Genomic DNA, 14124 nt, shown 5'->3' with positions numbered 1-14124 from the left:
CTATGCCTCCGCCAGCGTCATGAGGCCACACCCATACGCCTTCGCTCTACCGAGCCCCATGGTGAGGGTCCGTCGTAGCGCGTCCGGATCAGTGACCTCCAGGCGCCCGTCAAAGGTCACGGTGACCAGCGTGACGGGTTTCTGTTGCCCACTCTTCTTGAAGGTGAGTTGCCGGCGATCATGGACGATCACCTCATGCTGATCCTGGCCGGGGACGAGTTGCCGTTCGACGGGCTTTTCCAGCACCTTGAATCCCGCGCTGTCCTGGCGCTTGAGGAGCCAGCCCAATTGGTGCCGAAGCCCGACGTGAGCCGTGACCTTGGTGGGCTCCTCATCATTACGACGGGCAGTGTGGACCGGGTTGGCGGTGAGCCGAAATGCCCACCGATCCCCCGCTGCCAGACGTGCCAGGAAGGGCTCGTAGTCGTAGGTCTGCCACCGTCCGGTCTCTGGCCAACCCGCCTGCTCGACCAGGTGAGTGAGATCAGGTTTGTCGGGCCCGACCATGTAGAGGCAGGTCTCGGCTTTGCTGTTACGGTCGACCCTCCACAGCACCCGAGGTGCGTGCTCCCCCGCCGGAGGCAATTCGGCGAACGAGGACAACACCCCTGCGTGCAACATCTGCGGGGAGGACAACAGGCGACGAGCGCCTAGACGTGCCGTGTTCAGACGAAAACGGGTCAGGTACATCAGGCACCTCCCAGCACGGAGGTTGGGTCATGGTCAGGGCGCGTGGCAGCCGGGTTGGCCACCCTCTCACTGGTACGACGGACTCCGCGTAGTGCATACCTGCGGTGCAGCGGGTCGAAGCTGATCGGTTGGTCGCGCAGGCTGTCGACCGGACCGTCCTCGGGCGTCGCCTCAAGGAAAATCTCCAGCTCGATCTGCTGTTCCTTGCGTCTGCGACGCTGATACCAACCAGCTGCCTGCCATTCCTGCCGCCGAAGGACCTGCTCCAGCGCGTGGTCATGGTCGACGCCTATCGCTATCGAGCGAGCCGGTGGACATGAACGTCGCCCCAGGTAGGGCAGGAAGACAGGGGCGAGCAGCGCGTGGTGCAGTTGGTCGATCAGGTCTCCGTCGCCTTCCACTCCGGCCACGAAGACTGCATCAGCCAGGTAGAACCGCTCCGAGACCGGCATCGCCTCTCCCCCCACGAAGTGATGTGCCGTCTGAAAGTCGCGCAGCACCGTGCCGGGCTGATCTATGCGGACCCCGAAGCGCAACGCACCGAGGTCGGCGAGATCGTCGGTCCGCTCGCGTCCCTGCGCCGCGGCGAGCAGCCCCACCACGGCGCTCTTGGTGGGCGCAGCCTCGGTGGAGCGGCGCGCGAAACGAGAGGAGGCCCCCCAAGACTGCAGAGGGCCGGCCAACTGCATCAGCAGGACGCTCATGCCCCATCCTGCCGGCGCATGATCTCCTCGCCGATCGCCGGAACGAGTTCGGGTAGCGACACCTCGACGCCGAGGGCCGACAGCGCCTCGGTGTTCTTACCGACACGCAGCACCCAGCTCGGGGCGTCGGAGTGGAGGCCGTACGCCTGCTCGACCTCGGGAATGTAGGCAGCCAATGCTTGCGATGCCTGCAACAGGTGCCCGCCGGTCTCCGGCTCGGCCCGGCACGGTTCCTCGAAGGCGCCGACGAAATTGATGGGGCGGGCTGAACGCACCTTGACCACTACTGCGTCGGGGAGGGTGTGGTTACCGAAGGTGTTGATCTTCCCGGTCGGCAGGGAGGTGAGGAAGCTCTGCACGAACGCCTCCACGGCCCGGCGGACGGGCTGTGTGAGAGGTTCGTCATCGCGAAGTCCCTTGCCAAGGTTCCTGCGAAGCAGATCGACATCGACGGCGGCGTAGCGGTAGAGAGTGGCGGAGTTGAACTCCACTGTGCCGATCATTCCGGCGCCCAGGTCGTCGGTCTCTCTGCTCTTGTAGTCGTCGACCGCCGTGTAGTAGTCGGACTCGTTCTCCACCTGATGGACGCTGATGGCGTGCGCGACCTGCGCCGCGGCGTCGACGTTGATGTCTGCGCCATCGGCGACCATGCGGCCGAACAGCGCGATGTCGACCGAGTGTCGACCGTTGGCAATCTGCTTGGCCTGCTCCTTGACCGCCCTGTCCTTGAAGAAGTCCTTGCCCGCACCGCGCGCCTTGACCGCGAGCTCAGCCAGACCGTCCAGCTGGTGGGCGCTGAGGAACATCAAGTACTTCGACTCCGGCGCAGGCTCGGCCTCCGACTTGCTCTTGGCGTTGCGCTTGGGCGTCTCGATCTTGGAGCCGGTCGCGACCTGGATGGTCTCGGCGGCCAGCGTCCACGCCTCTGCCTGCTCGATCGTTCCGTCCAACCGGTTAATCCGCTCCGCGAGCAGCTCGGCCACCTTGCGCGTGCGTACCCCAAGCTCGCTGGGGTCGAGCAGGTCGTGAAAGCTGCGCCGGGTGGCGCGCTTCCACGCCTGGCTCGAGACTCGGGCGCGACGTACGCCGCCGTAGACGGCGGTCTTCGGTGTCCCGGTGTCGTCGCGGTTGAGGCAGCTCGGCGGAACGGTCTGCAGGACATGAAGCTCGAGGACGGTTCGGGTCATCAGCTGTCCTTCTCGGGGGATGCAGGGTGAACTGGGCTGGTGTCGGAGGGCTGGTCGGCGGGACGGTAGGCGTGGAAGCTACGGCCCCATCTCTGACGTACCTGGCGCATTCCATCTGGAAGCTGCGCGCGGTAGAGCTGCTGGGCGAGGAGCGCGTAATCAAGAGGGATCGACTGCCCGCGAAGCAGGGTGATGACCTCGCGCAGCCGATAGGCGAGTGCCTGACGGGTGCCAGCGGTTCCGACTCGAACGAAACGGCGCCTGATCGGCTCGTCCAGAGCACCACCGGGCATGAGCCGGCGCACGGCGGCGCCCAGTTCGACACCGCTGCGGTGCATGCCCTGCTTGGGACGCGACTGCTGGTGCAAGGCGTAAAGGGTGACTGCTAGAAACAGCCCGGCCTCGGCCATCTCGGACTCTCTTGATGACAGCTCCTGCTCGGCATACAGGCGCTCCGTACCAGCCATGCCCCACAGCTCGGGCACTTCCTCCGGCAGCTTGCCCGCACCGCGTCTGAGCTGCGCCAGAGTGGCGACAGCTTGGCTGCGCTCGGCGAGATATCCCCGCTGCAGCTCACTGATGTACTCCTCGGCGATCTCTGCGACAAGATCGGCCACTGCACGCCGGTTGGAGGAAGGAGCTGAAATCATGAGTGCGCCTCCACGTCTTCGAGCTGATCGCCATGGGAGAGATCGGGCACTGGTTCTCGCACTCCGGCCAACGGCAACGCCGAACGCAGCCGACCGCGGAAAACCAGACGAGCTTGGGAATCGGTCAGCCAGAACTCCTGACCTTTCCTCGTTTCGATCACACGCCCTTGCCAGGCCGCATCTCCGGCCTCACGCAGGAGGTCGTCCCCCAGCTGGCTGATGATCTGATGGGCTTGTCGCTGCCACGCTGACCGCTGCCCTTCGGCATCATCACCGTCCCGGAGGCGCCCCAGCCACGTGCGGAACGGTCCGTCGAGGGAGCTGAAGCCGAGATGGCGGGCCTCGGCCTTTGCTGACTCGGTTTCCGCGCCGGAGGCCCGCGTCAGGTCGAACGCCAGATCCCCCAGTGCGGCCACCGCGCCCTCGGCATCACTGGCTGCATCGATCGCACACTGGCCAAGACCATGGTGTCGGTCGTACAACAGGACGACCGGCATGGTCACAGCGTCATCAGTGAGCTCGTCAATGACGGACTGCTGCGTGCCGTAAACCGCGCCGAACAGCCGAGCGCGGATCAGGAAGTCCGGTGGCAACTCGCTTTCCACTGTCAGACGGGCCACCCAGTCGAGAATGCGTGGCCGTACGAACTCCGCCGCCTCCCCCCGCTGATCGGCTCCAGCAGCGCGGCCGGCGATCAATGCACCGAGCCCTCGCCAGGCGCTCCGACTGGGATCGTGTTCCCGAGGCATATATGCCTGGGCCAGGCCGAGCTTCTTCTCTTGTGCAGGGCTACGGCGCCAGCCGGTCATCGGCTCATGCTGGTGCCTGTTGACGGGGGAGAGCGGATCGCCGTAAGTGAGCACCACCCCAAGGACACTGTCGCCGTCGTGGACGAGCCGGGCACGCCGTGATTGCCAGGTGTAGAGGTCGCGTATCCCGGCCGGTCGCGTGCTCAGTTTCAGTGCGTCCATCTGCCCGGGTCCATCCGGCTGCCGCCGCCATGCGGGCACATCCTTCTCAGGGACAGTACGCAAGTTGTGGGTGTCGAAGGCGATCAGGTTGAGCAGTAGGGTCTCTCGCAGGTTGTGCCCCTCCACCAGGACGCCTCCCAGTGTTCCTGCCCATGCCACTCCTTGCGGATATGCCCGGCCCCCCTTGACTCGCGGATCGCCGACCACGCCCGTCTTGATGCCGGAGGTGTCGAAGGCGTGGGCGTGCACCAGCCAACGGGCCGCCTCGGCGAAGCTGAGCCTCTCAGCGCCACGTGCACGCATCGTGAAGTACGGTGCTCCGTTCGGCACATCTGCTACCAGCCGATCCAGGCTGGCGATCTCGCCTGAGGTCGCGCGCAGGCCGGGAGTCTGGAAGAAGGGCTGCTCGGGGTGCAGCAGATCCAACCGTTCACGGTGCTGATTCAGATAGTCGGTGATGCGATCGAGCGGCAGCCCCCCGTCCCACATCTCCTGCCACTCTTCAATGTCCTGTGGTCCGTCGATGGCATCGTGAACGATCGCCAGCAGCAGGCGTATGAGCACGAACTCCTGCGTCGGAACGTCTCCCACCAATCGCCGGAGGTCAGCGGCCTGGGTAAACACTTCGCGCAGGGACAGCTCCTCCTCGCTACCGTCGACATGCTGCACCGGCAGCCACTGCCGGCAGGTCAGATCGAACGACGGAATCGCGGAGTCACTCGGCACGTGCTACCTCCAGGCCATCTTCCGGCGTGTAGTGCAGGTCGTAGCCTGCCAACCGGGTACGACAATTCTCGTCCAGCACCAAGATCAGCTCCCCCGCCAGCCAGTGGCAGTCTTTGTTCTGCCAGGCAGCGACATACTCCTTCTCCAACTCATCGATCGCCCGGTCCAGAACCCTGGGGAAGGAGAAGTGGAAGGGCAGGCGCAAACTGCAGGAAGCGACGATGCGCGCGAGGTTGGGCTCCGGCGTCGAATCTGTCGGCAACTCCAATCCACCGCGCCCATTGCTCAGATGACGCAGTGTCGCCAGGGTGCCGTCTGCGAGTCGCTGAACGACCAGTACCTCCAGCGTCTCGGGACTGTCCCGGACCTGAGCATGACCGCGGCGTGAGTCATCGGCGTCCCCAACCCCGGCGTCGATCCACCCGACCAAGGCGCGCCCCGCCTTCCCGACAGCATTGATCTGGAAGTCGTGTGCCTTGCCATCCTGTGTCGCCTGATACAGGTCGTGTTCCCTTCCGGCTCTCTGCAGTGCCTCCTGCCACTGCGGCGGTCCGACCGGACCGCCCCCGTATGCGGCTTGCACCAACGGGTTGATGTCCTGAGGCAACCGCACCACATGCCCTGTGCCAGCAGTTCCAGATAGGTACGGCTCCAAAACGGCGGCCGATCGCAGCAGGGGATACATCCGGTAGACCCGCTTGGAGCCTTTCACTGGCTCAACTGGAGTGGAGTCCCAGTCGGCGCCCATCAAAAGACATTGAGGTGTCCGCAACCGGGATGGGCGATCCCCCTGTCCTTCGCCTCGCACATGTCGATGCAGGCGCCCCATCCGCTGAAGCAGCAGGTCGATCGGACACAGGTCTGAGACCAGGAGATCGAAATCAATATCAAGCGACTGCTCAGCGACCTGACTTGCCACCACGATGTGCATGTCCCTGGGGCGGTGAGCCGCACTCGTCTCGGGCGGGCCGAAGCGTGCCAGCAGATCAGCGTCCTTATCCGCACGATCGAGGTCGACGAAACGAGCGTGGGCTACGCTGACCTTGCCCTCGCCGAACCGCTGTCGTAAATACGCTGCGGTTTCCATGACGCGATCAACGGTGTTGCGGACGATCAGGGCACATCCACCCTCTACAAGCTTTTCTTCCAGCGTGTCACTGAGTTCGTTCAGGTCATCGTTCAGCCGCTCAAGATGCACTCTGGTCTCACGGCCGGATGGGGCAACCACTTCGGTCAGGACCTGCCGACCAGGTTCGACCGCTGTCAGCAGCGGATACCCCTGAGCGTTCTCGACCGAGGCGAGCTCTTCACTGCTACCCACCGCTCCCGCATACGCCTCGACAAGCTCACGGCGGCGTCCGGCGGGCAGCGTCGCCGACAACACCACAACGGGAACGCGGTAGGCGCCCAGCCACGACAACGCCCTGTCCAGGTAGGAGTTCATGTAGGTGTCATATGCGTGGGCCTCGTCAATGACGACGACCTTTCCTGCCAGAGCGAGATGACGCAACGCCAAGTGGCGGCTCTTCAACCCCATGAATAGCAGCTGATCGATCGTCCCCACAACGAACGACGACAACATGCCTTTTTTGCGCCCACGCAGCCATCGATGGGCGACCAGCTCAGCTGATGCAGCTCTATGGTCGCCTCGATGACAGTATTCGTCCCTGTTGCCGTCCACCTCGATCGCACGCACTCCGTGCCGGCCCGCACGGATCAACTGGGCGTAGTCCTCGTTCAGCGCCGCTTTGGAGTGCGCAAGCAGCACAGAGCGTCGATGCGACCGCTTGCGAGCATCAGGAAGTCGGCCAAGCCATTTCAACAAGCGCGGAAACATAGCGTTGCCTGTCGCCATTGTCGGCAACGCCACGAAGCAGCCGCCCGCCCCAGAAAGAGCAGCGAAAATCTCCGCAACGGCCAAGGCCGCCTCAGTCTTGCCCTCACCCATGGGCGCCTCGATTATCATCAATCCAGCCGATGACATGCGCTGCGCCACCTGAACTGCATACTTCTGCACCGGCCGGATGCGGCTGCCGATCGGCAGCCGGAAACGCGAAGCGAACAGCTCTTGAGGGGGACCGTCGACAGCACACGCTTCCCACGGCTCCGGAAGGTCAAGACCTTGCCAGGCCGCTTCAACCCGCTCGTTGTCGCTCTGACGGGGCGCTTGAGGGAAGTACGGGAACAGGTCGGGATTGCTCGCGATCCAGTCTGCAACGATGACCAATCCCGTGAGTAGGGCCTGTGCGGGCTGCGAAAGCTTGGCCTCTCGCCAACTTTGCAGGGTCACCACGACGTCGCAAGCTTGCGCGCAACGATCCAAGAGTTCCCACTGCACGCTCCGCCACAGCGCTGCACATCCTGGCGTACGCAACAGCCGCCCATGAACAGCCAACGCCTGGATATCAGAATGGGTCGGCGGCACTCCATGATGACCACCCACGATGATGCCAAATTGCACCGTGGCCGATCGCGGCCATCCATACCTATCCGACAGCCACTCCTGCAATAACATCTGCCCCGCTAGTCCGTGAGGGGCGAGTTTGCGGTCGGGGAATTGATTGTATGACGGCATATCCAGCCCAGCTGCTCGCATGAGGTCAGCAAGTGACTCCACCTGGCACGCGAAGGCCGGTGTTGCCTTGCCGACGTCGTGGGCTGCTGCTAACCACACCGCAAGCCGACGTCCGTCATCCAGCCCGCCCGGCAGCGCGTCGGCGATCACCCTCTTCACCTGCAGGGGCAGCCATCTGTCCCACAGCAAGCCAGCCACCGCGCTGCTGTCCGCGAGGTGTCGCCACAACGGCAGCCATCCACCAGTTGCTTGATCATGCTTGGCCCAAACACTGCAAGCAGCAGCAGTCAACCCCGTCCCCCACAGGCTGACGGATGGCTCTTCATCGAGCATGAAGCCATTAAAGAGCATCACCTCGGACAACAGCTCAATAACTGGGGATTTCTTCCGCCTACCTCGAGGTGAACGTCCCTTCGATCATTTGTCCGCTACATCCGCTTTGCCCCATATCCCCGCTTACGCGGGAGCATTTGACCATTGGCGCGGTTGTCCCGCCTCCCGTGGGGCCATCCCCACCTGCGTGGGGAGCACTTGGCGGCGTCGGCGGTGAGTTCAGGCATGGCGGGGACCATCCCCGCGTGCGCGGGGAGCACTCGGCCGCAGCCCTGGACAAGAGCTGGAGTCGGGGACCATCCTCGCGTGCGCGGGGAGCACCTTGTCGGCTGTCGCCTGCGGGACGGAAAGCTGGGACCATCCCGGCGTGCGCGGGGAGCACTCTGCCGGCGGCGAGCCCGCAGGTTGTTCGTCGGGACCATCCCCGCGTGCGCGGGGAGCACCCGAGGTGCGGGTTGTGGTCGGTCTCGACCTCGGGACCATCCCCGCGTGCGCGGGGAGCACATGGCGCTCGAAGACAAGAGTGCGCGGACGTGGGACCATCCCCGCGTGCGCGGGGAGCACCGTCAGACTCATCTCGTACTCGCGTGAAGTCTCGGGACCATCCCCGCGTGCGCGGGGAGCACGTAGCCGAGCGCCCTCGACTTCGGGTCCCGCAGGGACCATCCCCGCGTGCACGGGGAGCACTGACCTGGGGTTTCGTGCCACATCCGAAGATCGGGACCATCCCCGCGTGCGCGGGGAGCACGATCTCGGTGAGCGTCATGTCGGTCTCCCCTGGGGACCATCCCCGCGTGCGCGGCGAGCACACGAGCTCCAGCATCCCGGCCATGAAGAACGCGGGACCATCCCCGCGTGCGCGGGGAGCACCTTCCTTCTTTCTACTTCGAGGGCGTCGGATCGGGACCATCCCCGCGTGCGCGGGGAGCACCCCGTCCATGGCCTGCGCGAACGCGGTATGAAGGGACCATCCCCGCGTGCGCGGGGAGCACTCGTACGCGGCGGTGTTGGGGTTGCGGGTGGCGGGACCATCCCCGCGTGCGCGGGGAGCACGCCAGGACCGGCCCGGCCGTGGTCGTGATGTTGGGACCATCCCCGCGTGCGCGGGGAGCACAGCTCACTGAGCGGGGGCGGGGTTGCCGGGTCGGGACCATCCCCGCGTGCGCGGGGAGCACTTCTGCACCTGCTGGTCGACGAAGGCGGCCTGGGGACCATCCCCGTGTGCGCGGGGAGCACTCGACGGTCTCGGTCAGCCGCTCGACGGTGCGGGGACCATCCCCGCGTGCGCGGGGAGCACTTCACCGCTTCGGGTACCAGCGGCACGGCCGTGGGACCATCCCCGCGTGCGCGGGGAGCACCACATTCGGTTCGTGTTCGACAGCAACCCTTCGGGACCATCCCCGCGTGCGCGGGGAGCACAGGGATCGGTCAACGCGCACGCCGGGATGATCGGGACCATCCCCGCGTGCGCGGGGAGCACGCCAGCCGGACGAGGACCCCACGCTGGAGGGGGGGACCATCCCCGCGTGCGCGGGGAGCACTTGCTGCGACATCGTCCGCGTTGGACAAGCGCGGGACCATCCCCGCGTGCGCGGGGAGCACGACGGGTGCCAGTAGTTGCCGTCGTGGTAGTCGGGACCATCCCCGCGTGCGCGGGGAGCACGGCTTTCGCCTGAGGACGAGCAAGACGCATACGGGACCATCCCCGCGTGCGCGGGGAGCACGCAGTGGTCGTGGACACCGAGTGGGTGACCGAGGGACCATCCCCGCGTGCGCGGGGAGCACGGTCGGGATGGCGGTCGGTGCCCGATCGCTGGGGGACCATCCCCGCGTGCGCGGGGAGCACAGGGCTGGTCGCTGGTTTGGTGGTAACCGCAGGGGACCATCCCCGCGTGCGCGGGGAGCACCAGACGCCTTGGTCGCGGGAGTCGTGGGCTCCGGGACCATCCCCGCGTGCGCGGGGAGCACGCAAACGGCGAGGTCGAGCTGAACGGCACCCTGGGACCATCCCCGCGTGCGCGGGGAGCACACTCGATGACCTGCATCGTTAGCGCCCACGGATGCCAGAATCGAGCACTTTCAAGAATTGAGACATTTGCGACACAGGCAAGGGCCAATACCGGCGCGGCGAACTTAGCTAGAGGCCGGCGGCGTGGACCGTAGGCCGAGTTCGGTTACAAAGCTTCCCATGCCAGGTTCTGTCCTGATGAATCCGTCCTTGCGCAACGCTCTGTGGACCTTCTGGCCAGTCGCCGTGGCGATCCCGTAGAGCTGCTGGAGTCTCAGGACAGACGGCACCTGGTCTCCAGGCGCAAGCTCGCCACTCTCGATCTTGCCTTTGAGGTCGTCGTACACCTGAACCCAGCGGGGAATGCCGGGCTTCCACTCCAACTCGTGATCAGCCACAAGCACACGCTAGGCAGGGCATAGCGTGGCAAGCGAGATACACCATGCCTGGTGAGCTATAGCATGGTGTAGTACAGTGACGGTCATGAACGGTCCGCAGACTCGACCGCACATGCCCTCCATACTCAGCCGAGCGCAAGTCCTGGCCACACGCCTCACCGGCCGTGTCAACCACTGCGCCGCTGGCGGTCACTTCTGGGCGGGACGCCAGCCATGAAGCACATCTCACGAGTGCTGCTGAATGACATTGCCGGCCTGCGCGCCAAGGGACTGAGTCCGGGCCAAATAGCCAGGGAAATTGGCGCAAATATCGACACCATCACCGAAGCCATCAAACGCATCGACCGAAGGGGCTCGCTGAGGCGTGCAAAGCCTACGGCATTGCCGCAGCAACCGCCGGGGCGCGACGTGGCGGATCGCTTGGGAAAGCACGATGCAGCCCAGCCGGCGTTGTCGCGAGTCGAGTTCCTCGACCGCTTCGACCTGAATGTTGATGACATACGTGACGGACACAACGCTACCGCGCTGTGGCACGTCTATTTGGATTCTCGTGCTCGGGCGCGCGGATATTGATCACAGAAGTAGAGGAGATTAGACCAATTGAACGACAAAGACGATTCTTCCAGAGAGCGGCACCCGGAGCTTGTTGCAGTGAGACGTGCCTACGAGAAGGCTGATGCGGCGCTCCAAGATATAGGAGACGCCGAGCAGGCATACCAGATGGCAACGCAACTAGCAGAGTGCCTACGAGAACTGGCCGATGCTGCCGCTTTAGCACGCGCCAAGTCGGCCGCACGACTGCGCCACTCGGGCAATCTGTCGATTGCTGGACTGGCAACCAGGCTTGGCCTATCCAAGTCCCGTGCCGGCCAGCTTCTTCGGGCAGCACGTGAATGCATGGAGGGGAAGACAAATGGGAATCACTGCTAGGCGCGAATACATCACCAGCAACACGTCACCAGTAATCGCGTATCACCTGGGCTGCGATGTCTGGGCTGTCTCCGATATCCCTCATACCACACTCGACGGGATATCAGCTTTGCGATATATGCTGCTCTACGAGTCGCAGAAGAGCCTGTACCGCGAGGACCGCCTACTTGCTGACGCGCACAAAAATATGTTCGAGCTGCGAGCGACTCTCATGCAGGCGGCACAGAAGACCAGCAACCGCGAGCTTGCCACGCACGTCAAACAAGTAGAATTCCTTCTCGCCATGGCACATCTGATATTGAATGACGCACCGCACAAAGACCTTCCCAGCAGCCATACCTGTGCGCAACAAGAAGGCAGCAACTCGGTTTTTACATGTGCGAAGTGTCTACGCTACTTGCTGCAGGGATTGGGAGCGGCAGCCTTCAAGCAGCAAGATGCCCACCAGCAATTTGAGGGGCGTCCCCACGGCCAGCATTCTGCGGACATCATCCTGCCGTGGGCGCTTGATTGCCCGATCTTTGGCGCAGAGAGTACTCTTCGCCCGATCCAGCGTCTTCCTGCTGGTCCGACGTCAGACCTGAGGACCTCACCTGTCTGTCGACAAGCCTTCCCACCTGCCGAGACTCAGATGTCAGCGACAAGGGAAATGTGAAGCTCCAGGTAATTGTCTGTAACTGCTGCACGTACCGTTGTGACACCCTGGCTCGTTGTTTCGGCCGGAAGCGGTGTGGCGTTGAGAGCCTCACTCCACGCCTCGAAGTCCCTGCGCCGCTGGTCGCGGTTTTCAGCGTCACAAGTGCCGGTGAGGGCTTCGCTTGCGGGGTCGCTGTGGATCGCCCAGCTGATCACCGGCAGATCTTCATTCAGTGTTCGCGCCAGCAGCCCTTTCAGAGCTTCTATGGCTCGCTGCTGCAAATGCAGATGATCCTTACGCACTTTCTCGGCTTGCGCCTGCAGGCCAAGATATTCCAGCCTCTCCTCATCTTGCACTCCTCTCACCTCCGTTTCTGCCTAGTTCGTTAGCGAGCGTTTTGCCCTTCGGGGAGCGTTATTGGCTCCTGTCCATGCTCATGGTCATACATCCCGGCGAGTGCCGGCCGGAACGCCGATAGATGGTCCGGCCACCTTCCACACAGCGCCGACCGGGCGGCAGAGTCCGTTTGCAGCAGGAACTGCAAGTGTCGAAGCCCATGCATGAGTACATCGATGTACCGCGGGATAGGCGCTTCCGTCGCCTCAACCGGGATCGGCTTGCCTACTGCGTCCGGCAAGGCCGGACTGATAGGCGCTGCACTCTTCCATCTATCCCGGACGAACGCACTGCACCCGATAACGGCGACATAGGTGAGGACTACTGCGGTATCTTCCGCTCGCCATGAAGTCGAATGCAACAGCTTGACTCCATCTGCAGCGTCGTTCGCGGACAGAAGGTCTGTGACGGCAGTATGCGGATCGCTGTCCTGTCGAACGGCGCCGGAACGCCATGCGTCCTTTCCGCTTACCAGCCACAGCCCGATGTCGTCTGCCGATACCGGCCAGACTTCAACGATTACCTCTGTCCGCTCGCTCACCCTAGTTTCCCTTCGTTGTTCCGTCTTGGGTGTCGGAGTCTTCGGCCTTTTTTGCGGCGAGTCGGGATGCATGCGCCGCTGATATCGCAACCTTTGTTAGACCGAGCGAGACACGTTCATCCCGTTCGTTTCGAGCCCTGGTGTCCTTGGCTGTTTTGATCAGCTGAGCTGCACGTGCTTTCGATACCCCGATGCGGTCGGCAAGTCCAGCCAACGACATCTCCTCTTGCTCGAAGATGCGGGCCGCCGAAAGTGCTCTTTGGTTTCCAGAGGTCTCAAAGAGACGTCTCAGCGTTTCAACCAGCTCCGTTGCGCCGTTGTACGCCCGGTTGTGGTCGGTATCCGCATCAATCGCCATAAGCGCTGCATCGAAAGCGCGTTCGAGGTCAGCCAGCGCGGACAGTACCGCCTCGCTCACGCCTTCCTTAGCCATGCGCGCCAGCGTACGCGGTCCGGACAGGGGGGACTATACCCAACTCGTACAGGCCCCCCTTGACGACCGTGTAGGGGGGCCTGTACGGTACCTCGTGTAGGTCCCCCTACACGGCATCTCCGCCAGGGGGTCAGCAGATGAAGCCCCGATGACGGACAGGAGGTGATCAACAGTGATCGGTCCGGAAGAGGCACGACTCTCCCGCTTGATCACCCTTCTCCGCACCGTGGCGGAACTGCTGGACAACGCCACGGACGGGCTGAACTCCGGTGTTCTCATCGCCACGGTGCTGCTGCTGGTGGTCATCGCGCTTCACGCCATGGCCGACGCGCTGGAGACCTGCCCGGACGCGCTCACCGTCTGCCGCGCACGATTCGAAAGGAGCTGATCTCCGATGATGTACGGCACGTTTCCCGACGGTCACCGGGCTCGCCTCATCGAAGGGCTTCACGCTCTGGCGAGCTATCTGGAAGCTCGACCGGAGCTGCCCGTCCCGCACGCGTCCAAAGTCGCCGTCAGTGTCCTGTTCGGCACCGACGAGGAGAAGAAGGCCGAGATCCAGCGCATCGCGCGCTTGATCGGTTCGGACCTCTACCTCAGCGACCCGGACCAGGGTCACTACAGCGCCGCGACGTGCTTCGGCCCGGTCGAGTACAGCGTCACCGCAATCACGGACGCCGGCATCGCGCGGTGGGACGCCTGGTGGTCCTACCGCAACTCCATCACCCCCGATCCGCCTCCACCGGGGGCCTGAGTGGACATCCCACTCTTGATCGTCACCCTCGCACTGGCATCCGCGCTGGTCGTGCTCATGGTGTTCGTGGTCCTGGCGTGCGGTATCCGCCGCGCCGACCGCCGGCAGGACCCGTTCAGCGATCCCCGTTCGGAAGTCGAGCACGTGACTCGGTCCGTGCTCATCTACGCCCGCCGCAAGGAGGGCCCTCA

The 14124-nt window shown here is 64.1% G+C and carries 13 protein-coding genes and 1 CRISPR repeat array; of the genes, 4 read left to right on the top strand and 9 right to left on the bottom strand.

Annotated features, from left to right (window positions below; genetic code table 11):
* The 7 genes from cas6e to ACWCSU_RS15750 form a co-directional block, all read right to left on the bottom strand.
* A complete protein-coding gene (gene cas6e, locus ACWCSU_RS15780) occupies positions 1–690 on the bottom strand; it encodes a type I-E CRISPR-associated protein Cas6/Cse3/CasE (RefSeq protein WP_449935630.1) in 690 nt (229 codons plus the stop codon).
* Entirely contained in the window at positions 690–1394 is a 705-nt protein-coding gene (cas5e, locus tag ACWCSU_RS15775; RefSeq protein ID WP_449935628.1) for a type I-E CRISPR-associated protein Cas5/CasD, read from the bottom strand. Before cas5e ends, cas6e begins: the two co-directional genes overlap by 1 nt.
* A complete protein-coding gene (cas7e, locus tag ACWCSU_RS15770) occupies positions 1391–2581 on the bottom strand; it encodes a type I-E CRISPR-associated protein Cas7/Cse4/CasC (RefSeq protein ID WP_397265054.1) in 1191 nt (396 codons plus the stop codon). Before cas7e ends, cas5e begins: the two co-directional genes overlap by 4 nt.
* Positions 2581–3231: a type I-E CRISPR-associated protein Cse2/CasB gene (casB, locus tag ACWCSU_RS15765; RefSeq protein ID WP_449935626.1), complete on the bottom strand. Its 651-nt coding sequence runs from the start codon at positions 3229–3231 to the stop codon at positions 2581–2583. Before casB ends, cas7e begins: the two co-directional genes overlap by 1 nt.
* Positions 3228–4928: a type I-E CRISPR-associated protein Cse1/CasA gene (gene casA / locus ACWCSU_RS15760; protein WP_449935624.1), complete on the bottom strand. Its 1701-nt coding sequence runs from the start codon at positions 4926–4928 to the stop codon at positions 3228–3230. The genes casB and casA overlap by 4 nt, the downstream gene beginning before the upstream one ends.
* Positions 4918–7836: a CRISPR-associated helicase Cas3' gene (gene cas3, locus ACWCSU_RS15755; protein ID WP_449935622.1), complete on the bottom strand. Its 2919-nt coding sequence runs from the start codon at positions 7834–7836 to the stop codon at positions 4918–4920. Before cas3 ends, casA begins: the two co-directional genes overlap by 11 nt.
* Positions 7837–8005: 169 nt before the next feature.
* A CRISPR array of direct repeats spans positions 8006–9865; the repeat unit is 29 nt; unit sequence GGGACCATCCCCGCGTGCGCGGGGAGCAC.
* 104 nt (positions 9866–9969) lie between these two features.
* Positions 9970–10191 carry a GntR family transcriptional regulator gene (locus ACWCSU_RS15750; RefSeq protein WP_449935787.1) on the bottom strand — a complete coding sequence of 74 codons (222 nt, stop codon included), beginning with the start codon at positions 10189–10191 and terminating at the stop codon, positions 9970–9972.
* Positions 10192–10455: 264 nt separating this feature from the next.
* Between ACWCSU_RS15750 and ACWCSU_RS15745 the strand changes: the two genes are divergently transcribed.
* Positions 10456–10815, top strand: coding sequence for a hypothetical protein (locus ACWCSU_RS15745; protein WP_449935620.1), 360 nt, complete (start codon positions 10456–10458; stop codon positions 10813–10815).
* Positions 10816–11104: 289 nt separating this feature from the next.
* Complete coding sequence (locus ACWCSU_RS15740) at positions 11105–11827, top strand: hypothetical protein (RefSeq protein ID WP_449935618.1); 723 nt, start codon at positions 11105–11107, stop codon at positions 11825–11827.
* Here the strand turns inward: ACWCSU_RS15740 and ACWCSU_RS15735 are convergent.
* Together ACWCSU_RS15735 and ACWCSU_RS15730 are read right to left on the bottom strand one after the other, a co-directional pair.
* Positions 11800–12165, bottom strand: coding sequence for a hypothetical protein (locus tag ACWCSU_RS15735; protein ID WP_449935617.1), 366 nt, complete (start codon positions 12163–12165; stop codon positions 11800–11802). The genes ACWCSU_RS15740 and ACWCSU_RS15735 overlap by 28 nt on opposite strands.
* A 582-nt stretch (positions 12166–12747) precedes the next feature.
* Positions 12748–13179, bottom strand: a complete 432-nt coding sequence (locus tag ACWCSU_RS15730; RefSeq protein WP_397265043.1) for a hypothetical protein — start codon at positions 13177–13179, stop codon at positions 12748–12750.
* Between the two features lie 172 nt (positions 13180–13351).
* On the opposite strand from ACWCSU_RS15730, the gene ACWCSU_RS15725 reads away from it, so the two are divergent.
* Both ACWCSU_RS15725 and ACWCSU_RS15720 read left to right on the top strand, forming a co-directional pair.
* The gene (locus ACWCSU_RS15725) at positions 13352–13567 is read left to right on the top strand and encodes a hypothetical protein (RefSeq protein ID WP_449935615.1); all 216 of its coding nucleotides are present in this window, start codon (positions 13352–13354) and stop codon (positions 13565–13567) included.
* A gap of 6 nt (positions 13568–13573) precedes the next feature.
* Positions 13574–13933 carry a hypothetical protein gene (locus tag ACWCSU_RS15720; protein ID WP_449935613.1) on the top strand — a complete coding sequence of 120 codons (360 nt, stop codon included), beginning with the start codon at positions 13574–13576 and terminating at the stop codon, positions 13931–13933.
* Positions 13934–14124 lie beyond the last annotated feature (191 nt).

Source organism: Nonomuraea sp. NPDC001699 (genome assembly GCF_053596455.1).
Note: the sequence above shows the minus strand (reverse complement) of the source record. Positions and strands in the feature narration are given on the sequence as shown.

What these genes read in the sequence shown, in the direction of transcription:
- cas6e (WP_449935630.1), bottom strand. Translation starts at nt 690, where the DNA reads ATGTACCTGACCCGTTTTCGTCTGAACACGGCACGTCTAGGCGCTCGT.
- cas5e (WP_449935628.1), bottom strand. Translation starts at nt 1,394, where the DNA reads ATGAGCGTCCTGCTGATGCAGTTGGCCGGCCCTCTGCAGTCTTGGGGG.
- cas7e (WP_397265054.1), bottom strand. Translation starts at nt 2,581, where the DNA reads ATGACCCGAACCGTCCTCGAGCTTCATGTCCTGCAGACCGTTCCGCCG.
- casB (WP_449935626.1), bottom strand. Translation starts at nt 3,231, where the DNA reads ATGATTTCAGCTCCTTCCTCCAACCGGCGTGCAGTGGCCGATCTTGTC.
- cas3 (WP_449935622.1), bottom strand. Translation starts at nt 7,836, where the DNA reads ATGCTCGATGAAGAGCCATCCGTCAGCCTGTGGGGGACGGGGTTGACT.
- ACWCSU_RS15745 (WP_449935620.1), top strand. Translation starts at nt 10,456, where the DNA reads ATGAAGCACATCTCACGAGTGCTGCTGAATGACATTGCCGGCCTGCGC.
- ACWCSU_RS15730 (WP_397265043.1), bottom strand. Translation starts at nt 13,179, where the DNA reads ATGGCTAAGGAAGGCGTGAGCGAGGCGGTACTGTCCGCGCTGGCTGAC.
- ACWCSU_RS15720 (WP_449935613.1), top strand. Translation starts at nt 13,574, where the DNA reads ATGATGTACGGCACGTTTCCCGACGGTCACCGGGCTCGCCTCATCGAA.